This is a genomic window from Streptomyces sp. DF42, from assembly GCF_058267695.1.
Genome location: NZ_CM177859.1, coordinates 1,654,247 through 1,673,271, shown reverse-complemented (window position 1 = coordinate 1,673,271; position 19,025 = coordinate 1,654,247). Strand labels below are relative to the sequence as shown.

At 71.1% G+C, this 19,025-nt stretch carries 18 protein-coding genes and 1 riboswitch; of the genes, 14 read left to right on the top strand and 4 right to left on the bottom strand.

Annotation, left to right across the window (positions count from 1 at the left end; genetic code table 11):
• Positions 1-251: 251 nt before the first annotated feature.
• Both ACYUED_RS07540 and ACYUED_RS07535 read left to right on the top strand, forming a co-directional pair.
• Entirely contained in the window at positions 252-1,040 is a 789-nt protein-coding gene (locus ACYUED_RS07540) for a carbon-nitrogen hydrolase family protein (RefSeq protein ID WP_491291512.1), read from the top strand.
• Between the two features lie 76 nt (positions 1,041-1,116).
• Complete coding sequence (locus tag ACYUED_RS07535) at positions 1,117-2,832, top strand: flavin monoamine oxidase family protein (RefSeq protein ID WP_491291511.1); 1,716 nt, start codon at positions 1,117-1,119, stop codon at positions 2,830-2,832.
• Between the two features lie 116 nt (positions 2,833-2,948).
• Here ACYUED_RS07535 and ACYUED_RS07530 read toward each other — a convergent pair whose 3' ends face one another.
• On the bottom strand, positions 2,949-3,635 hold the full coding sequence (locus ACYUED_RS07530; protein WP_491291510.1) for a DUF5995 family protein: 687 nt from the start codon (positions 3,633-3,635) through the stop codon (positions 2,949-2,951).
• A gap of 174 nt (positions 3,636-3,809) precedes the next feature.
• Here ACYUED_RS07530 and ACYUED_RS07525 point away from each other — a divergent pair, with 174 nt between their 5' ends.
• Together ACYUED_RS07525 and ACYUED_RS07520 are read left to right on the top strand one after the other, a co-directional pair.
• Complete coding sequence (locus ACYUED_RS07525) at positions 3,810-4,919, top strand: glycoside hydrolase family 6 protein (RefSeq protein ID WP_491294177.1); 1,110 nt, start codon at positions 3,810-3,812, stop codon at positions 4,917-4,919.
• 176 nt (positions 4,920-5,095) lie between these two features.
• Complete coding sequence (locus tag ACYUED_RS07520; protein ID WP_491291509.1) at positions 5,096-6,355, top strand: alginate lyase family protein; 1,260 nt, start codon at positions 5,096-5,098, stop codon at positions 6,353-6,355.
• A gap of 202 nt (positions 6,356-6,557) precedes the next feature.
• Here ACYUED_RS07520 and ACYUED_RS07515 read toward each other — a convergent pair whose 3' ends face one another.
• Positions 6,558-7,769, bottom strand: coding sequence for an MFS transporter (locus ACYUED_RS07515; RefSeq protein WP_491291508.1), 1,212 nt, complete (start codon positions 7,767-7,769; stop codon positions 6,558-6,560).
• Positions 7,770-7,922: 153 nt separating this feature from the next.
• Between ACYUED_RS07515 and ACYUED_RS07510 the strand changes: the two genes are divergently transcribed.
• Positions 7,923-9,161 (top strand): ROK family transcriptional regulator, encoded by a 1,239-nt coding sequence (locus ACYUED_RS07510; RefSeq protein ID WP_491291507.1) that lies wholly within the window; start codon positions 7,923-7,925, stop codon positions 9,159-9,161.
• A gap of 284 nt (positions 9,162-9,445) precedes the next feature.
• On the opposite strand, the gene ACYUED_RS07505 is transcribed toward ACYUED_RS07510, so the two are convergent.
• Together ACYUED_RS07505 and ACYUED_RS07500 are read right to left on the bottom strand one after the other, a co-directional pair.
• Complete coding sequence (locus ACYUED_RS07505; RefSeq protein WP_491291506.1) at positions 9,446-10,186, bottom strand: SDR family oxidoreductase; 741 nt, start codon at positions 10,184-10,186, stop codon at positions 9,446-9,448.
• Between the two features lie 90 nt (positions 10,187-10,276).
• Entirely contained in the window at positions 10,277-11,164 is an 888-nt protein-coding gene (locus ACYUED_RS07500) for an RNA polymerase sigma-70 factor (RefSeq protein WP_491291505.1), read from the bottom strand.
• 249 nt (positions 11,165-11,413) lie between these two features.
• A riboswitch (FMN riboswitch) is annotated at positions 11,414-11,544 on the top strand.
• A gap of 145 nt (positions 11,545-11,689) precedes the next feature.
• Here ACYUED_RS07500 and ACYUED_RS07495 point away from each other — a divergent pair.
• The 9 genes from ACYUED_RS07495 (at position 11,690) to ACYUED_RS07455 (ending at position 19,012) form a co-directional block, all read left to right on the top strand.
• Positions 11,690-12,295, top strand: coding sequence for a riboflavin synthase (locus ACYUED_RS07495; protein ID WP_491291504.1), 606 nt, complete (start codon positions 11,690-11,692; stop codon positions 12,293-12,295).
• Complete coding sequence (gene pnuC, locus ACYUED_RS07490) at positions 12,292-12,933, top strand: nicotinamide riboside transporter PnuC (RefSeq protein ID WP_491291503.1); 642 nt, start codon at positions 12,292-12,294, stop codon at positions 12,931-12,933. The genes ACYUED_RS07495 and pnuC overlap by 4 nt, the downstream gene beginning before the upstream one ends.
• Positions 12,930-14,219, top strand: coding sequence for a bifunctional 3,4-dihydroxy-2-butanone-4-phosphate synthase/GTP cyclohydrolase II (locus ACYUED_RS07485; RefSeq protein ID WP_491291502.1), 1,290 nt, complete (start codon positions 12,930-12,932; stop codon positions 14,217-14,219). Before pnuC ends, ACYUED_RS07485 begins: the two co-directional genes overlap by 4 nt.
• A 35-nt stretch (positions 14,220-14,254) precedes the next feature.
• On the top strand, positions 14,255-14,740 hold the full coding sequence (gene ribH / locus ACYUED_RS07480) for a 6,7-dimethyl-8-ribityllumazine synthase (protein ID WP_266530750.1): 486 nt from the start codon (positions 14,255-14,257) through the stop codon (positions 14,738-14,740).
• Positions 14,741-14,774: 34 nt separating this feature from the next.
• Positions 14,775-15,047 (top strand): phosphoribosyl-ATP diphosphatase, encoded by a 273-nt coding sequence (locus tag ACYUED_RS07475; RefSeq protein WP_266530748.1) that lies wholly within the window; start codon positions 14,775-14,777, stop codon positions 15,045-15,047.
• A gap of 50 nt (positions 15,048-15,097) precedes the next feature.
• Complete coding sequence (hisG, locus tag ACYUED_RS07470; protein WP_491291501.1) at positions 15,098-15,946, top strand: ATP phosphoribosyltransferase; 849 nt, start codon at positions 15,098-15,100, stop codon at positions 15,944-15,946.
• 27 nt (positions 15,947-15,973) lie between these two features.
• Positions 15,974-16,417, top strand: a complete 444-nt coding sequence (locus ACYUED_RS07465; RefSeq protein ID WP_491291500.1) for a PH domain-containing protein — start codon at positions 15,974-15,976, stop codon at positions 16,415-16,417.
• A 187-nt stretch (positions 16,418-16,604) separates the two neighbouring features.
• Positions 16,605-17,930 (top strand): hemolysin family protein, encoded by a 1,326-nt coding sequence (locus ACYUED_RS07460; protein ID WP_491291499.1) that lies wholly within the window; start codon positions 16,605-16,607, stop codon positions 17,928-17,930.
• Positions 17,927-19,012 (top strand): hemolysin family protein, encoded by a 1,086-nt coding sequence (locus ACYUED_RS07455; protein ID WP_491291498.1) that lies wholly within the window; start codon positions 17,927-17,929, stop codon positions 19,010-19,012. Before ACYUED_RS07460 ends, ACYUED_RS07455 begins: the two co-directional genes overlap by 4 nt.
• The last annotated feature ends 13 nt before the right edge of the window (positions 19,013-19,025 follow it).

Here is a 19,025-nt window from a genome sequence, read left to right as displayed (position 1 = left end):
AGGGGGAGAGCATGCGCCGGCTCATCGGCCGTCCCGGAACGGTCCGCGCCCGGATCGTGGCACTCGCGTGGCCTGCGCCCCAAGGAGGACCGGAGCTACGCCCGAGGGCGCGCAACGAATCGCCGCCGGACGGATGGCGCACGCAACGATCCGCTCACCGGCGCGCAACGGCTCCGCCTTGTCCGCCCGAGCCCCCCGCCCGTACCGTCTATCTGGCCCCCCAAACCCATACGTACCGCTGAGGAACACGCATGCGCACCGCCCTGCTCCAGAGCTCCGGCCACCCCGGCTCGGTCGCCGAGAACCTCAAGGTCCTCGACGCGGCCGCGGGCCGTGCCGCCGCCACGGGCGCCGTGCTGCTGGCCGCACCGGAGATGTTCCTCACCGGGTACGCGATCGGCGACGACATCGGCCGCCTCGCCGAACCCGCCGACGGCGCCTGCGCCGACGCGATCGCCGGCATCGCCGCCCGGCACGGGCTCGCGATCGCCTACGGCTACCCGGAGCGCGACGGCGACACCGTCCACAACTCCGCCCAGCTGATCTCCGCCGGCGGCGACCGCCTCGCGAACTACCGCAAGACCCACCTCTTCGGCAGCTTCGAGCGCGACCACTTCACGCCCGGGGAGCAGCCGGTCGTCCAGGCCGAGCTGAACGGCCTCCGCGTCGGCCTCATGATCTGCTACGACGTCGAGTTCCCGGAGAACGTCCGCGCCCACGCCCTCGCCGGCACCGACCTCCTCGTCGTGCCGACCGCGCAGATGCACCCGTTCCAGTTCGTCGCGGAGTCGATGATCCCGGTGCGCGCCTTCGAGAACCAGATGTACGTCGCGTACGTCAACCGGGTCGGCCTGGAAGGGGAGTTCGACTTCGTCGGCCTCTCCGCGCTGGCCGGCCCCGACGGGGTCGCCCGCGCTCGCGCCGGACGCGGTGAGCAACTCGTGCTCGCCGACGCCGACCCCGCCTTCCTCGCCGCCTCCCGCGAGGCGAACCCGTACCTGAAGGACCGCCGCCCCGGTCTCTACGGGTCCCTGGTCTGACAACCCGGCCGAAGAAAAGCCTTCCCCCAGCCGCTTCAGCAGATTCAGCAGCTTTCCCGCAAGGAGTCCGTACCCCATGACGTCCACCGTGCCCAACGCCGTCGAGCACGCAGACGAGCACCAGCCGCCGATCACCATGTTCGGCCCGGACTTTCCCTACGCCTACGACGACTTCCTCGCCCACCCGGCGGGCCTCGGCCAGGTACCGGCGACCGAGCACGGCGCCGAGGTCGCGGTCATCGGCGGTGGGCTGTCCGGCATCGTGGCGGCCTATGAGCTGATGAAGATGGGCCTGAAGCCCGTCGTGTACGAGGCCGACCGGATCGGCGGACGACTGCGCACCGTCGGCTTCGAAGGCCCGGGCACCGAGGACCTCACCGCCGAGATGGGCGCGATGCGCTTCCCGCCCTCCTCGACGGCGCTCCAGCACTACATCGACCTGGTGGGCCTGGAGACCCGGCCGTTCCCCAACCCCCTTGCGGAGGCGACCCCTTCGACGGTCGTCGACCTCAAGGGCGAGTCGCACTACGCCGAAACGGTCGACGACCTGCCGCAGGTGTACCGGGACGTCGCCCACGCCTGGAACACCTGCCTCGAAGAGGGCGCCGACTTCTCCGACATGAACCGCGCCCTGCGCGAGCGGGACGTACCGCGCATCCGTGAGATCTGGTCGAGGCTCGTCGAGAAGCTCGACAACCAGACCTTCTACGGCTTCCTCTGCGACTCCGAGGCCTTCAAGTCCTTCCGCCACCGCGAGATCTTCGGCCAGGTCGGCTTCGGGACGGGCGGCTGGGACACCGACTTCCCGAACTCCATCCTGGAGATCCTCCGGGTCGTCTACACCGAGGCCGACGACCACCACCGCGGCATCGTCGGCGGCTCACAGCAACTGCCGGTCAGGCTCTGGGAGCGCGAGCCGGAGAAGATCGTCCACTGGCCGTACGGGACCTCCCTCAAGTCCCTGCACGTGGACGGCGAGCCCCGCCCCGCCGTGACCCGGCTGCACCGGACCGCCGGCAACCGGATCACCGTGACGGACGCGAACGGCGACATCCGCACCTACCGGGCGGCGATCTTCACCGCCCAGTCCTGGATGCTCCTGTCGAAGATCGCCTGCGACGACTCGCTCTTCCCGATCGACCACTGGACGGCGATCGAGCGCACCCACTACATGGAGTCCAGCAAGCTGTTCGTGCCCGTCGACCGGCCCTTCTGGCTGGACAAGGCCGTCGACGACAGGGGAAACCCCACCGGCCGGGACGTCATGTCGATGACGCTCACCGACCGTATGACGCGCGGCACTTACCTCCTGGACGACGGCCCGGACAAGCCGGCCGTCATCTGCCTCTCCTACACCTGGTGCGACGACAGCCTGAAGTGGCTGCCGCTGTCCGCGAAGGAGCGGATGGAGGTCATGCTGAAGTCGCTCGGCGAGATCTACCCGAACGTCGACATCCGCCGGCACGTCATCGGCAACCCGGTGACCGTGTCCTGGGAGAACGAGCCCTACTTCATGGGAGCGTTCAAGGCCAACCTGCCCGGCCACTACCGCTACCAGCGGCGTCTGTTCACGCACTTCATGCAGGACCGGCTGCCCGAGGACAAGCGGGGCATCTTCCTCGCCGGCGACGACATCTCCTGGACGGCCGGCTGGGCCGAGGGCGCGATCCAGACCGCGCTGAACGCGGTCTGGGGCGTCATGCACCACTTCGGCGGCGGGACGGACACGACCAACCCGGGCCCGGGTGACGTGTACGACGAGATCGCGCCGGTCGAACTGCCGGAGGACTGACTGGACGCCGCGGCCGCGCGAGCCTTCTCGTACACGTCCGCGGCGACGTGGGCATGCGCACGCTCCTTTGCGTCGTCTGCCTCAGGCGGTATCTCGGCCGACGTAACGCGACCGGATCAGTCCGGCAGCGGCGTGAGCAGCATCCGACCCGCGAAGCCGACCGCCGCGTCCAGGCGTTCGGTGAACTCCTCGGCCACGTCGGGCAGTCGGCGCAGCGCCCACAGGGCGCGGGCCGCCGACCAGGTCGCGTCCCGGGCCCGTTCCAGGCTGAAGGCGCCGAGCAGGTGGGTGAGCGGGTCGGCGATCTGGAGGAGGTCGGGGCCCGGCATCAGATCTTCGCGGATGCGCTCCTCCAGCGAGACGAGGAGGTCACCCACGCGGTCGAACTCGTCCTCCAGGTCGGCCGGTTCGCAGTTCAACGTACGACAGCTGTCCACGACGGCGAGCGCCAGGTCGTGGCCGATGTGCGCATTGATGCCCGCCAGCGCGAACTGCAGCGGTCGTACGCCGGGATGACGGCGGAACTGGAACAGGGGCCGCCAGCAGGCCGGTGGGCGCCGCTCGTCCGCCACCGCGTCGACGGCGGCGAGATAGCGCTCCGCGAACCGCACGTCCAGCGTGATCGCGGCCCGGGCGTCCGGGAACCCACTGCCGTCGATACGGCGGTCGACCGCCTCGGTGACGGCGAGGTAGACGCGGTTGAAGACCGCGACGCCGTCCCGCTCGGGCAGCGTCACGTCGAGGGCGCGCATACGGGAGACGACTGCGTCTACAGAAGTGGTGAACTGTTCCAATTGCCCCATGAGGGAAGGGTCCCAGTCATAGGCTGACGGCAGTGTCGGCGGGTCCGACGCTTCCCCAGAACGGGGGAACGCGTCCGCCGTCGCGGGAGGGGGACCAGCACGGTGTCAGGCCTTCGTGCCCAGCGTCTGGCCGCACGCAGGGCCGAGCGCAGGCGTGCCGCCCGCCGTGGAGCCATGGTCGCGGCGGCCTCCGTGGTCGTCGCCGTCGGCACCGTGACCGGCATGATGACCGCGCTCGACGACGGCCGGAGCGCCGACGAGGCGAAGCCGAAGGTGACCAGCTCGCCGCACCTGGACCAGCTGCCGGTGGTGCCGTCCCCGTCGGCGACCCACCCGTCCTCCTCCGCCTCGGTGAAGAGGGGGACTCCCACTCCCTCCCCGAGCCCGACGCAGAAGAAGCGGCCGGCCGCCCCGGCGTCCACGAGTCTGTACCGTCACCCCGATTCCCAGGTGCTCGACTGGGTCCGCTCCCACCCGGGCGACCCGCGCACGTCGCTCATAGAGTCCCGCATCGCCGACCAGCCGGCCGCGGTGTGGTTCGCCGACTTCACCCCGTCGACGGTCACCTCCCGGGTCCGCGCCGTCACGTCGGGAGCCAGGGCGCAGGGCCGGGTGCCGGTCGTGGTGGCGTACGCGATACCGGACCGCGACTGCGGGGGCGCCTCCGAGGGCGGGGCGCCCGACCTCGCCGCGTACGACGGATGGGTCGACAGGTTCGCGGCGGGCCTTGGGTCCGGCGAGGTCGTCGTCATCCTGGAGCCCGACTCCATAGCCCAGGCCGACTGTCTGTCCGAGGGCGGGCGCGCCGACCGGTTCGCCTCGTTGGCCCGCGCCGGCCGGGTCCTCAAGGCCGCCGACCCGAACGCGCGGGTGTACTACGACGCCGGCCACTCCGGCTGGAACGCGGCCGCGACGCAGGCGAGTCGGCTGAAGCAGGCGGGCGCCGCTTCGGCCGCGTCCTCCGACGGGATCTTCAGCAACGTCTCCAACTTCCACACCACGCCCGACGAGATCGCCTACGACCGGCGGGTCCTCGCCGCCCTCGGCGGCCCCGCGAGCCTGGGCGCCGTCATCGACACCAGCCGCAACGGCAACGGAGCCCCGGCCGACGGCGACTGGTGCGACCCGTCGGGCCGCAAGATCGGCCGGGCGCCCTCACTCAGCACCGGCGAGGCCCGGATCGACGCCTATCTGTGGGTGAAGCTGCCGGGGGAGTCGGACGGCTGCAAGGGCTCGCCCGGGACGTTCACACCCTCGTACGCCTATGAGTTGGCCTCGTCGTAGGAGGACGTGCCCCCGTCCGGCAGCGGTGGCGGAGTCATGGTGAGGTTTCGCCTTCTCTGTACGTGGAGACTGTCCGGACCATTGTCACGGCTACCTGGGAGTCCTACGCTCGCACGGTCCTGCTCATGAACTGTGTTCACGTATCTGATCGATTGTTCGACTGATCGGAGTGCTTGATGAGTGGAAGATCCCGTGCTGCCGTCCTGCTGGCCGCGGTCGTGACGCTCGGAGCCGTCCTCGTCCCCTCCGCGCAGGCGGCACCCAGGGCGCCCGACACCGCAGTTCTCGACGGCGCCCGGCTCCAGCAGGCCAAGCTCCGCCTCGACCGAGGCGATCCGCAACTGCGCCGAGCCCTGCGGGACTTGACGACCCGCGCCGACAACTGGCTGGACCAGGGCCCCTGGACGGTCGTCGACAAGCCGAAACCGGCGCCCGGCGGCGACGTCCACGACTATCTGAGCCAGGCCCCCTACTGGTGGCCCAGCAAGCCTCCGACGGCCGACAACCCCTGGGGCTGCCCGTACGTCCAGCGGGACGGGCAGCGCAACCCCGAGGTCGACTCCGGCACCGACCGCCAGGACGTCGAGAAGGTCTTCGACTCGACGTACGACCTGTCCCTGGCCTGGTACTACACGGGCCGGCGGACATACGCCGAGAAGGCGGCGCAGGTGCTGCGCACCTGGTTCCTCGCCCCGGCCACCAGGATGAACCCGAACCTGAACCACGCGCAGTTCATCCCCTGCAAGTACGACGGCCGGGCCATCGGCGTCATCGACTTCTCGCAGTCGTACACCAGCGTCGTCGACGCCCTCGCGATCCTCGGCACGGGCGCCCCCGGCTGGACGAACGCCGACCGGACGGGCATGACCCGGTGGAACTCCGACTTCCTCGGCTGGCTGAAGAACAGCGGCTTCGGCAAGGAGGAGGGCGCGGCGGCCAACAACCACGGCACCTTCTACGACATGCAACTCGCCGCCCTCGCCTACGCGACCGGCGACCGGGCGCTGGCCCGGAGGACCGTGCTCGACGCGCGCGCCAAGCGCATCGACCCGCAGATAGCCGGCGACGGCGGTCAGCCGCAGGAGCTCGCGCGCACCCGCAGCTGGCACTACTCGACCTTCGACCTGGTCGCGTACACCCGGCTCGCGGCGATCGGCCGGCATGTCGGCGTCAATCTGTGGTCGTATCAAGGGCCGGACGGACAGGGGCTGTTGAAGGCGGTGGACTATCTGCTGCCGGCCGCGACCGGGGCCGCCCCATGGCCGCACCCGGAGCTGGAGTTCCACCGCTACGCGGCGAGCGATGTCGTCCACGCGGCGGCGGACGCGGGGGGCAGGGCGGCCCGGAAGGCTGTCCGGAAGCTGGAGGCGCCGCCCGGCGGTGACCTCTGGGCGCTGCGTCCGGCGGCCGAGCAGTTGGACTCGATAGCGGGCTGACCAGGGCCCGCCTTCCCGACCGGGCTCCTGAGCGTCCGCTGGGGGTGGAATGCCCCGACCACGCACCCCCCACTTCGTCCCAGCGCTCAGGAGCCCCACCGTGACCGCCAAAGCCCTCAGGCTGCCCGCCGTTGCCCACGGCATCCGCGTCCTGGTCCGGTGCACCCGGAGGCGACGCGCCCCGTGCCGTGGAGCGAGCGGTTCAGGGCCGCGGGTCGGGAACCGCCGCGCCCCGAGGGCTGACCTTCGGGCGGTCGCGCTCGCCTGCGCGGAGCACGCCCGCGAAGACCGCGAGCCCGCATGCAAGAGCGGTCACCAGGCCGAAGGACACCACCAGACTCGTGGCCTGAGCCACCCCGCCGATCAGGCTCGGGGCGATCAGACCCGAGGTGTACGTGATGGTCGCGACACCCGCGATGGCCTGACTCGGGTTCGGGCCGCTGTGACCCGCCGCCGCGAAGCAGAGCGGCACGACGACCGCGATGCCGAGGCCCATCAGTGCGAAACCGGCCATGGCCACCACCGGGTCACCCGCCACGACGACGAGCAGTCCGCCGAGCACCGCCACGGCGCCGCCGGTCCTGACGGTGCGGACCGCGCCGAACCGGTTGACCACCACATCGCCCACGAGCCGCGCGATCGCCATCGTGAGCATGAAGCCGGTCGTGCACGCGGCGGCCAGGCCCGCCGACGTGTCGAGCTGGTCGCGCAGATAGACCGCCGACCAGTCGAGGCTGGCGCCCTCCGCGAACACCGCACAGAAGCCGACGGTGCCGATGAGCAGCGCGGACCGGGGTGGCAGCGCGAACCTCGGCGGAGGCTCCTCGTCCTCGGCGGGCTGCAGGTCGAGCACCCAGTGGCAGGCCCCTGTCCCGAGCAGGGTGAGGGTGGCCGCCGCCAGCGCGAAGTGCAGGCGGGCGTCGGAACCGAGGTGCGCGGCGAGCGTGCCCGCCGCGGAGCCGATGAGGGCGCCCGCGCTCCACATGCCGTGCAGACTCGACATGATCGACCTGCCGAGCAGTCGCTCCACCTCGACGCCGAGCGCGTTCATCGCGACATCGGCCATGCCCGCGCTCGCGCCGTACGCGAACATCGCCAGGCACAGGGTCAGCATGTTCGGCGCGAGCGACGGCAGGACCAGGGCCATCGTCCACAGGGCGATGAGGCCGCGCAGGGCCCTGCGACTGCCGAAGCGGTGGGTGATCCGGCCGGCCAGCGGCATGGAGCACGAGGCGCCGAACGCCGTGAAGGCGAGGGCGAAGCCGAGCTGTCCCGCACTCAGCGAGGCATGGTCCTGGACCCAGGGCACGCGGGTCGCGAACGAGCCGGCGACGGCTCCGTGCACGGCGAACACGGCGGCCACGGCGTACCGGGCCCGCCTCACCTCGCGCGGGTCGCAGACCACGTCGCTCATTCTCGGCCCTCCCGGTTCCTGTGTTTCCCCACTGGCATCGCGTAAATTATCAGGAACCCTGCCTGATAGATAGGGGATTACTGGCCGCGCGGTGCGGAGCCGGGGCCACCGGTCATGTCCCGCGCGTCCCGGCCGATCTGGGAGGATCCCGGCATGCCCGCATCCCCGAGCACCGCCCGGGCCATCAACGACCGGCTCGCCCTGCGTCTGCTGCAGCAGGAGGGCCCGTTGACGGCAGGGCAGTTGAAGCAGCTGACCGGACTGTCCCGGCCTACGGTCGCCGATCTCGTGGAGCGGCTCACCGCGTCCGCTCTGATCACCGTGGTCGGGGAGGCGGGGGAGCGGCGGCGCGGGCCGAACGCAAAGCTGTACGGCATCGTCGCCGACCGCGCGCATCTCGCCGCCCTCGACGTCCGGACCGAGGGCGTCTCCGTGATCGTCTCCGACCTGCTCGGCCGGGTGCTCGCCGAGGCCTCCGTGCCGATCGCCGACGACACCGGGACAGGACCTGCGGTCGAGCAGGCGGTCACGTTGGTCGAACGGGTGGTGAAGGAGGCCGGGGCCGACCGCCTGCACACCGTCGGGATCGGCGCGCCCGGCCTGATCGACCCGGCCACCGGGGAACTCCGCGACTCCTCCGGCCTGCCCGAATGGCACCGCCGCCTGGTCGCCGCCCTCCAGGAACGCCTGCCCGAAGCCCGCGTCAGCGTCGACAACGAGACCAATCTCGCCGCCGTCGCCGAACAGCGCGACGGCGCCGCGCGCGACCGCGACACCTTTGTGCTCCTCTGGCTCGGCCACGGCACCGGCGCGGCCGTGGTCCTGGACGGCGCACTCCGCCGTGGTGCCTCCGGCGGCACCGGCGAAATCGGCTTCCTGCCGGTACCGGGAACGGCCGCACTGCCTTCGGCGACGGACTGCGAGGGCGGATTCCACTCCCTGGCGGGGGCAGCGGCGATCGTGGAACTGGCGACAGAGCATGGCGTGACGGTGGAGGGCACGGCACATGGGCCGGCGGCCGCCGGGGTGGTGCGGGCGGCGGTGGCCCGGGTCGCGGGGGAGGCGGGAGCGGCGCCGACGCGAACCGGCATCGCCGTTCCGGAGGCCGGGTCGGCCGGCCGTTTCCTCGACTCCCTCGCCGACCGACTTGCCGTCGGTGTCGCCTCCGTGGTGGCGATTCTCGACCCCGGATGCCTCGTGCTGGGCGGCGAGGTCGGCCAGGCCGGCGGGGACGAACTCGCCGGCCGCGTGGCCGAACGGGTCCGGCGCATGTCACCGCTGCCCACCGAGGTCAGGGCGAGCGCCCTCGGTGGGGGTGCCGTACTTCGCGGAGCACTGCTCATCGCACGGGACGGAGCTCAGGACGACCTGTTCGCTCCTCGCGAGCGGTGACGCGCGCCCGGCGGAGGGCGTGTTCGTACCTCCCGAGCGGTGACCCGCGCCCGGCGGAGGGCGTGTTCGTACCTCGCGAGCGGTGACCCGCGCCCGGCGGAGGGCGTGTTCGTACCTCGCGAGTCGTAACCCGCGCCCGGCGGAAGGCGTGTTCGCACCCCCCGAGCCGTAACCCGCGCCCGCGCGGAGGGCGTTCGCGTCTCCAGAGCAGTGACTCTCCGGGAGCACGGACAACGCGTACGGCGAGCAGCCACAGGCCGCCCGCGCGGAGCCGGTCGCGTCGGCTATCCGCGCCGCCCGGCCAGGTACTCCTCGAACGTCCCCTTCCCGACGGCGAGTTCGGGCGTGAGGTGCCCTCCGCCGACGAAGGCCCGGTACGCCTTGCCCCACAGCGGCACGTTCAGCACCGCCCGCCTGCGCCCCGTTGCCTTCAGATAGCTGCGGGCCAGCGACTCGAACGTCCGGATCTCGGGCCCGCCCATGTCCTCCACCCGCCCCGCGGGAGCCCCGACGGCCAGCTCGGTCAGCCGTGCCGCTACCTCCGCCACCTCGATCGGCTGGTCCCGGACACCGGCAGGCAGCAGCACGACAGGCAGCTTGGCCAGCCCCTTGAGCAGCCTCACGAGCAGGTCGTGGAACTGGGTCGTACGCAGCACGGTCCAGCCCAGCCCCGACTCCTCGACCAGCCTCTCGACGGCGAGCTTGGACCGGTAGTACGGGAACGGCACCTCGTCGACACCGACGATCGAGATGTAGACCAGGTGGCCCACCCCCGCCCGCCGGGCCGCCGCGACCAGGTTCCCGGCGGCCTTCTCGTCACCGCCGGTCTGCGTGGTCGCGCAGTGCACGACGGTGTCCACGCCCGCGACCGCCGCGTCCAGCCCCGCACCGCCCTCGCGCAGGTCGACGGCGTACGGCTGGGCGTGCCGGCTGAGCACCCGCACCGCGTGCCCTTCTGCGCGCAGCCGCTCGGTGACGAGCCGGCCGAGCGTTCCGGTACCGCCGGTCACCAGGATCGTGGTCATGCTGATCAGCCCCTTCGGACGCGGACGCCCCCGAGTGGAACGCCCTGCGCCAGCTAGGACTGAACAGCCCCGGTGAAACGTGACACGCTCCTACGGACGCGTCAGCTGGCGTTGCAGGAACTCCAGTTTGTCCGGATTCACCTGTGCCCACACGTCCGTGACCAGACCCTCACGCAGGTCCACCGCGAGCACCGCCACGAGCGCGTCGCCGGCCCACGCCACGAGCGTGCTCGCACCGTTGATCTCGGCCATCGTGAACTCCACCCCCGCCGCCCACTTCTCGTACGCGCCGAGCGCCAGACGGCCGACCTTCTCGCGCCCATGGACCGGCCGCCGAGCCGCACTGACCTTGCCGCCGCCGTCGCTCCACCAGGTCGCGTCCGCCGCGAGCAGCTTCTCCAGCCCGGCCAGATCGCCCTCGCGGGCCGCCGTGATGAACGATGCGACCAGCTCCTGCTGCCGCTGCGGCACCGGCTCGAACCGCGACCGGTCCTCACCCACCCGCTGCACCGCCCGCCGGTACAGCTGACGGCAGTTGGCCTCCGCCAGATCCAGTACGCCGGCGATCTCCCGGTGCCCGTATCCGAACGCCTCCCGCAGCACGTACACCGCGCGCTCGGTCGGGCTGAGGCGCTCCAGCAGGACCAGCACGGCCATCGACACGGCATCGCGCTGCTCGGCCGACTCCAGCGGGCCGAGGCTGCCGTCGGAGGTGCCCACGGGCTCGGGCAGCCAGGGCCCGACGTACTGCTCGCGCCGGGCCCGCGCCGAGGTCAGCCGGGTGAGACAGAGGTTGGTGACCACCTTGGCGAGCCAGGCCGCCGGGTACTCGATGCCCGTGCGGTCGGCTCCGCTGAAGCGCAGATAGGCGTCCTGGACCGCGTCCTCTGCCTCGTCGGCCGAGCCCAGCATGCGATAGGCGAGGCCGAACAGTCGTGGCCGGTGCGTCTCGAACTCGTCGGCTATCGCGCTGCTCATGCCACTCACCCTGCCAGAGGCCGATGGCTGCGGGCGCGGACACCCTGCCGCGGGCGCAAAGACCCGGCGGCGGGCAAGGGCCGTCGTCACCGCCGCCGGGTCGGTCCATGAAGGGACTAAAGGACTAGACCAAAGGGTCCAGCAGGTCAGGGGAGTTGAGAAGTCCAGCGGCACATCCTGTGAGCAGGCCCACACCGTTCGCCTGTATGGACCTCGATCAGGCGTGGCAGACTGGCCCTGTACCAGAAGCAGCGCACTCCGGGGTCGGTGAAAGTCCGAACCGGCGGTTACAGTCCGCGACCCGGTCGCTTCCAGCGGCCGGTTGACCAGGTGAAATTCCTGGACCGACGGTTAAAGTCCGGATGGGAGGCAGTGCGCGGCGGGCGGGCATTCGTGCGCGCCGCCGTATCGGTCCGTCCTTCGGGACGGGTGCGTCCGGCGTCGCCCCCGGTGTTCTCGCTCGTACATTCTGTCGTCATCGACAGCCCCGGAGTCCGTGCCCGAAGAGGCAGGAGGACCCGGGAAGTGTTCACCGGAATCGTCGAAGAGCTGGGCGAGATCACCGCCGTCGAGAACCTCGGCGACGCGTGTCGCTTCCGTCTGCGGGGCCCCGTCGTCACCGAGGGTGCCAAGCACGGAGACTCCATCGCGGTGAACGGCGTCTGCCTCACCGTCGTCGACCACGAAGGCGACGAGTTCACCGCCGACGTCATGGCGGAGACCCTCGACCGCTCCAGCCTCGGCGCCCTCGCCGTCGGCTCCCGCGTCAACCTCGAACGCCCGATGGCCGTGGGCGCGCGCCTGGGCGGCCACATCGTCCAGGGCCATGTCGACGGCACGGGCAAGGTCCTGGAGCGCAAGCCCTCCGAGCACTGGGAGATCGTGAAGGTCTCGCTCCCCGCGGACCTGACCCGCTATGTCGTCGAGAAGGGCTCCATCACGGTCGACGGCATCAGCCTCACCGTGGTCGACGCGGGCCCCGACTACTTCACTGTCAGCCTGATCCCCACCACCCTCGACCTGACCACGCTCGGCCGCAAGCAGCCCGGCGACCCGGTCAACCTCGAGGTCGACATCGTCGCCAAGTACGTCGAGCGGCTGCTCGCGAGCAGTCAGGGGGTGGCCCGGTGAGCTGGCTGAACTCGGAGGCCTTCACCCTCCTCGACCAGCACATCATCTGGTCGGACATGATCGGCAACATCCTCGGCCTGATCACCCTGGCCCTCGGCTGGCGGCGCTCGCTGATGACCTGGCCGGTGCAGTTCCTCTCCGGCCTGGTCCTCTTCATCGCCTTCTACGGCCACCTCGCCGGCAGCGCCGGCAAGCAGGTCGTCGTCATGGTCGTCGCCCTGTACGGCTGGTGGCAGTGGAACCGCGACAAGGACCGGTCCGCCGACGGCCACATCACCCCGCGGTTCGCCACCTGGCGCGAGCGCGGCGCGATGATCGCCGCCGCCGCCGTCGGCACGGTCGCGGTCGCCCTGCTCTTCAAGGCCTACCCGTCCCTGTCCTGGGACCCCTGGCCGGACGCCTACATCTTCGTCGGCACCATCGTCGCCATGTACGCCCAGGCCCGCGGCATGGTCGAGTTCTGGATCGCCTGGCTCCTGGTCGACCTCGTCGGCGTCCCCCTCAACTTCGCCAACGGCTACGCCTTCTCCGGCTTCGTCTACGTCATCTACGGCGCGCTCGTCCTGTGGGGCATGCGCGACTGGTGGCTGCGCTCCCGCAACACCGCGCGGCCCGTCCTGGAAGGAGCGCCGGCATGACATCGGCACCGATTCTCTACACCACAGACGGCATCGAGGACTGGTCGCTCGACCCGATCGAGCAGGCCATCACCGACATCGCGGCCGGCCGCCCGATCGTGGTCGTCGACGACGAGGACCGTGAGAACGAGGGCGACCTCGTCGTCGCCGCCGAGAAGGTCACCCCCGAGATCGTCGCCTTCATGATGAGCGAGTGCCGCGGCCTGATCTGCGCCCCCATGGAGGGCGAGGAGCTGGACCGGCTCGAACTCCCGCAGATGGTCGCGGACAACACCGAGTCGATGAAGACGGCGTTCACCGTCTCCGTGGACGCCTCCGCCGCGCACGGCGTCACCACCGGTATCTCGGCCGCCGACCGCGCGACCACGCTCCAGCTGCTGGCGAGCGGCGACGCCGGGGCGAGTGACTTCGTGCGCCCCGGCCACATCTTCCCGCTGCGCGCCAGGCCCGGCGGCGTCCTGACCCGAGACGGCCACACCGAGGCCGCCGTCGACCTCGCCCGCCTCGCGGGGCTGCGGCCGGCCGGCGCGATCGTCGAGATCGCCGGCGAGGACGGCCGGATGCTGCGCCTGCCCGAGCTGATCCCCTTCGCCCGCAAGCACGGCCTGACGATCATCTCCATCGAGGACCTGATCGCCTACCGCCGCACCTCCGAGCCCACCGTCCGCCGCGAGGCCGAGACCCAACTACCCACCGCCCACGGTGAGTTCACGGCCTACGGCTACCGCTCCACCGTCGACGGCGTCGAGCACGTCGCCCTCGTCCGCGGCGAGCTCGGCGACGGCGAGGACGTCCTGGTCCGCGTCCACTCCGAGTGCCTGACCGGCGACATCTTCGCCTCCCTGCGCTGCGACTGCGGCCCCCAGCTGGAGGCCTCCCTGGAGCGCATCCAGGCCGAGGGCAGGGGAGTGGTCGTCTATCTGCGCGGCCACGAGGGGCGCGGCATCGGCCTGCTGTCCAAGCTGCGCGCCTACGAGCTCCAGGAGCGCGGCCGCGACACCCTCGACGCCAACCTCGAACTCGGCCTGCCCGCCGACGCCCGGGACTACGGCGCCGGCGCGCAGATCCTGGAGGACCTCGGCGTCCGCAGCCTGCGCCTGATGACCAACAACCCCGCCAAGACCGACGCGCTCGTCCGCCACGGACTCAAGGTCACCGGCCGCGAGCCGATGCCCGTACAGGCGGGCGAGCACAACCTCCGCTACCTGCGCACCAAGCGGGACCGGATGGGACACGACCTGCCCTGGCTGGACACGGCTCCCGTGTCCACGTGCAGCACCCAGTAAACGACCGTCAGACGTCACCGAGGAGACAAGAGAACGTGAGCGGCAAGGGCGCACCGGAACTGTCCGTACGCAACGTGGGTGACCTGCGGGTCGCCGTCATCGCGGCGCAGTGGCACGAAAAGGTGATGGACGGCCTGGTGGACGGCGCCCTGCGCGCCCTGCACGACCTGGGGATCGACGAGCCGACCCTGCTCAGGGTCCCCGGCAGCTGGGAACTCCCGGTCGTCGCCAAGGTCCTCGCGGGCCGCGGCTACGACGCGATCGTCGCCCTCGGCGTCGTGATCCGGGGCGGCACCCCCCACTTCGAGTACGTGTGCCAGGGCGTGACCCTGGGCCTCACCCAGGTCTCCGTCGACACCGGCGTCCCCATCGGCTTCGGCGTGCTGACCTGCGACACCGAGGAGCAGGCCCTGGACCGGGCGGGAATCGAGGGCTCGAACGAGGACAAGGGGCACGAGGCGGTGACGGCGGCGGTGGCGACCGCGGCCACCCTCCGCTCAGTATCCGAACCATGGCGCTAGGCCGGTCGGCACACCGCGTAAAGTGAGCGCCACCATGTCCAATAAGACGTTCGAGGAGCTCTTCACCGAGCTCCAGCAGAAGGCCGCCCACGGCGACCCCGCCACTTCCCGCACCGCAGAACTGGTCGGCAAGGGCGTCCATGCCATCGGCAAGAAGGTCGTCGAAGAGGCCGCCGAGGTCTGGATGGCCGCCGAGTACGAGGGCAAGGAAGCGGCCGCCGAGGAGATCTCGCAGCTGCTCTACCACGTACAGGTGATGATGGTCGCCCGCGGGATCTCCCTGGACGACGTCTACGCCCACCTCTGAGCCGCACGCGCACCCCATCCCGTACCGAACGAACAAAGGAAGCCGACCTCATGCTGCGCATCGCCGTCCCCAACAAGGGTTCCCTGTCAGGCCCTGCGGCGGAGATGCTGCATGAGGCCGGCTACCAGCAGCGCCGTGAGTCCAAGGAGCTGCGGATCGTCGACCCGACCAACGAGGTCGAGTTCTTCTACCTCCGCCCCCGCGACATCGCGATCTACGTCTCCTCCGGCCGCCTCGACATCGGCATCACCGGCCGCGACCTGCTGGTCGACTCCGGCGCCAACGCCGAGGAGATCCTCCCGCTGGGCTTCGCCCGCTCCACCTTCCGCTTCGCGTCCAAGCCGGGCACCGCGAACGGCATCGAGGACCTGACGGGCAAGACGGTCGCCACCTCCTACGAGGGCATCGTCGCGGGGCACCTAGCCGACAGCGGCGTCGACGCCTCCGTCGTCCACCTGGACGGCGCGGTCGAGACCGCCATCGAGCTGGGCGTCGCCGAGGTCATCGCCGATGTCGTCGAGACCGGCACCAGCCTGCGCAACGCGGGCCTGGAGGTCTTCGGCGAGCCGATCATGAAGTCCGAGGCCGTCGTCATCCGCCGCACCGGCGCCGACGGCGAGGAGCCCAAGGTGCAGCAGTTCCTGCGTCGTCTGCAGGGCGTCCTGGTGGCGCGGACGTACGTGATGATGGACTACGACTGCCGTGTCGAGCAGCTGGAGAAGGCCGTCGCGCTGACCCCGGGCCTCGAGTCGCCCACCGTCTCCCCGCTGCACAACGAGGGCTGGGTCGCCGTCCGTGCGATGGTTCCGGCCAAGGAAGCCCAGCGGATCATGGACGACCTCTACGACATCGGCGCGCGGGCCATCCTGACCACGGCCATCCACGCCTGCCGTCTCTGACGGAGGACGACCGAGAGACACCGGAAGATGTCCGATCTGCCTACCCTCCCCGTCACGTTCCGGCCGGGCCGCACCCGGGCCGTCCTGCTCACGAGCGGCGCCGTGATCTTCGTGGTGATCACGACTGTGGCGTTGCTCCTGGAGCAGCTCAGCCCCGGCGAGAAGCTCAGCTTCGTCGTCACCGGGGCGATCCTGTTCGGGGTGCTGGCCCTGCTCGCCCGGGTGCGGGTCGTCGCCGACGAGAGAGGTGTCACCGTGGTCAACATCGCCACCAGGCGGCACCTGGAGTGGGCCGAGATCCTTCATGTGAACCTGCGCCCCGGCGACCCCTGGGTGTTCCTCGACCTCAGCGACGGCACGAGCCTGCCCGCGCTCGGCATCCAGCCGGGCATCGCCAAGGAGCGTGCCATCACCGACGCACGCGCCCTGCGTGCCCTCGCCGAGTCCCGCTCGACGAGGGATCTGCCGTAAAGACCCATGTCTTGATTAATCTGTTGGCGGAGGCGTTTTCGTTGCGCCTCCGCCGCTGATGTCCCGCCGGTCTTCCACCGGGCCTCAGAGGCCCCCTGCTACCCGAGGAGTGACTCCCTCCAGCGATGGACGGATCGTCCTGTAGTACCTGCGCCGCCACCTCACGACCCATCGAGGCGGCGGCATCATGAGCACCCCCCTGCTGCTCCTCGGAGCGGCCTTCCTGCTGATCCTGGCCAACGGCTTCTTCGTGGCCGCCGAGTTCGGCCTGGTCACGGTCGAGTCGACGGACGCCGAGAAGGCCGCAGCCGAAGGCGACAAACGGGCCCTCAGGGTCGCCCAGTCGCTCAGGGAGCTGTCCTTCCAGCTCTCCGGCACCCAGCTCGGCATCACCATCACCTCCCTCGTCGTCGGCATGCTCGCCGAGCCCGCGCTCGCGCAGCTGCTGCACGGCCCGTTCAGCGCGATCGGCATCCCCGAGCGCGCCGTCTCCGGCGTCGCGGTGATCGTCGGCATGCTGCTGGCCTCCGCCGTGCAGATGGTCATCGGCGAACTCGTGCCCAAGAACTGGGCGGTGTCCAAGCCGATGCAGGTCGCGCGCTTCGTCGCCGGCCCGCAGCACAGGTTCGCCCGCCTGTTCCGGCCGGTCATCGCCGCACTGAACGCGGTCGCCAACCGCCTGGTACGCGCCATGGGCGTGGAGCCCGCCGAGGGGCTGGCCTCCGCCCGCACCCCCGGCGAACTCGTCTCGCTGGCCCGGCACTCCGCGCAGGCCGGCGCCCTGGAACAGGACACGGCCGACCTCTTCGTACGAACGCTGTCGCTCGCCGAGCTGACCGCGCAGCACGTCATGACCCCGCGTGTGAAGGTGAGTGCGCTGCAGTCGACGGCCACCGCCGAGGACGTGGTCAACCTCACCCGCGCCACCGGCCTGTCCCGCTTCCCGGTCTACAAGGAGCGGATCGACGAAATCGTCGGCATGGTCCACCTCAAGGACGCGCTGGCCGTCCCGGTCCACGACCGCCTGCGCACCCCTGTCGGCCGTATCGCCCGTCCGGCGCTGCTGGTCCCCGAGACCCTGCCGGTCCAGCCCCTCCTCGCCCAGCTGCGCAGCGAGCAGCCCATCGCGGTCGTCGTCGACGAGTACGGCGGCACGGCGGGCGTGGTGACCCTGGAGGACATCGTCGAGGAGATCATCGGCGAGGTCCGCGACGAGCACGACGGGCAGGACGTGCCCGAACTCGCCGCCGCCCCGCCGGAGGACGGCAGGCCCTCCTGGGACGCCGACGGCAGTTGCCGCGTCGACATCCTGCAGCGCATAGGCCTCGACGTGCCCGAGGGGCCGTACGAGACCGTCGCCGGGCTGGTCGCCGACCGGCTCGGCCGGATTCCGGCCGTCGGCGACAGGGCGGAACTGCCCGGCTGGCGGCTGACCGTGCGCCGTGTGGGGCACTACCGCGCCGAGCGGGTCCGCCTGGTGCGGACCGGACCGGTCGTGGAGGTCACCCGATGAGCGTGATCCAACTCCTGTTCGCCGGGTTGCTCGTCCTCGCCAACGGCTTTTTCGTCGGCGCCGAGTTCGCCCTCGTGTCGGTCCGCCGCAGCCAGATCGAACCGCTCGGCACCGCCCGGGCCCGCCAGGTCCTCTACGGCCTGGAGCGGCTGCCGCAGATGATGGCCGCGGCCCAGTTCGGCATCACCGTCTGCTCGCTGACCCTGGGCGCGGTCGCCGAACCGACCGTCGCGCACCTGCTGGAACCGGTCTTCGCATGGGTCCACCTCCCGGCCGGGATGATCCACCCGCTGGGATACGTCATCGCGCTCGCCGCCGTCGTCTTCTTCCACCTCGTCATCGGCGAGATGGTCCCGAAGAACCTCGCGATGGCGGCACCGGAGAAGGCCGCGGTGTGGCTCGCGCCGGGCCTGGTCGCCTTCGCGCGCCTCTGCAAGCCGATCACCATCGCCCTCGGCGCCTGCGCCCAGGGCATCCTGCGGCTCTTCCGGGTCGAGCCGAAGGACGAGGTCGAGGCGGTCTTCACCAGCGAACAGCTCAACCGCCTGGTGGAGGACGCCGGCCAGGCGGGCCTGCTCGGTCCCGAGGAGCAGGAACGCCTGGAGGACGCGCTGGAACTGGGCTCCCGCCCGGTGACGGACGTGCTCCTGGGACGGGAGTCACTGGTGACGGTTGCGCCGTCGGTGACGCCGGGCCGGATCGTCGAGCTCACTGCCCGCACCGGTTACTCCCGCTTCCCGATCGCCGCGGAGAACGGCGCCTTCATGGGCTATCTGCACGTGAAGGACGTACTGGACCTGGAGGACTCGGACCGGGCGGTGCCGCAGCAGCTGTGGCGCCCCATGACGACGCTGCGCTCCGAACTCCCCCTGGACGACGCCCTGACGGTCATGCGCCGCGCCGCCACGCACCTGGCCCAGGTGGCCGACGCGTCCGGCAAGGTGCTCGGCCTGGTCGCCCTGGAGGACGTACTGGAGCTCCTGGTCGGTGAGGTCACCGACCCCGCCCACCGGGAGGTGCCGGAGGTGAAGGTGACCGAGCCGCGGGCCAGCGGCGCCCCGGAAGAGGCGCTGACCGGCTGACGAACGGGCCGGG

Excerpts from the sequence above, each read along its gene's own strand:
- ACYUED_RS07475 (WP_266530748.1), top strand. The coding sequence starts at position 14,775 with ATGTCCAATAAGACGTTCGAGGAGCTCTTCACCGAGCTCCAGCAGAAG.
- ACYUED_RS07525 (WP_491294177.1), top strand. The coding sequence starts at position 3,810 with ATGGTCGCGGCGGCCTCCGTGGTCGTCGCCGTCGGCACCGTGACCGGC.
- ACYUED_RS07515 (WP_491291508.1), bottom strand. The coding sequence starts at position 7,769 with ATGAGCGACGTGGTCTGCGACCCGCGCGAGGTGAGGCGGGCCCGGTAC.
- ACYUED_RS07520 (WP_491291509.1), top strand. The coding sequence starts at position 5,096 with ATGAGTGGAAGATCCCGTGCTGCCGTCCTGCTGGCCGCGGTCGTGACG.
- ACYUED_RS07535 (WP_491291511.1), top strand. The coding sequence starts at position 1,117 with ATGACGTCCACCGTGCCCAACGCCGTCGAGCACGCAGACGAGCACCAG.
- ACYUED_RS07455 (WP_491291498.1), top strand. The coding sequence starts at position 17,927 with ATGAGCGTGATCCAACTCCTGTTCGCCGGGTTGCTCGTCCTCGCCAAC.
- ACYUED_RS07540 (WP_491291512.1), top strand. The coding sequence starts at position 252 with ATGCGCACCGCCCTGCTCCAGAGCTCCGGCCACCCCGGCTCGGTCGCC.
- ACYUED_RS07500 (WP_491291505.1), bottom strand. The coding sequence starts at position 11,164 with ATGAGCAGCGCGATAGCCGACGAGTTCGAGACGCACCGGCCACGACTG.
- ACYUED_RS07465 (WP_491291500.1), top strand. The coding sequence starts at position 15,974 with ATGTCCGATCTGCCTACCCTCCCCGTCACGTTCCGGCCGGGCCGCACC.
- ACYUED_RS07505 (WP_491291506.1), bottom strand. The coding sequence starts at position 10,186 with ATGACCACGATCCTGGTGACCGGCGGTACCGGAACGCTCGGCCGGCTC.
- ACYUED_RS07460 (WP_491291499.1), top strand. The coding sequence starts at position 16,605 with ATGAGCACCCCCCTGCTGCTCCTCGGAGCGGCCTTCCTGCTGATCCTG.
- hisG (WP_491291501.1), top strand. The coding sequence starts at position 15,098 with ATGCTGCGCATCGCCGTCCCCAACAAGGGTTCCCTGTCAGGCCCTGCG.
- ACYUED_RS07530 (WP_491291510.1), bottom strand. The coding sequence starts at position 3,635 with ATGGGGCAATTGGAACAGTTCACCACTTCTGTAGACGCAGTCGTCTCC.
- ACYUED_RS07510 (WP_491291507.1), top strand. The coding sequence starts at position 7,923 with ATGCCCGCATCCCCGAGCACCGCCCGGGCCATCAACGACCGGCTCGCC.
- ACYUED_RS07485 (WP_491291502.1), top strand. The coding sequence starts at position 12,930 with ATGACATCGGCACCGATTCTCTACACCACAGACGGCATCGAGGACTGG.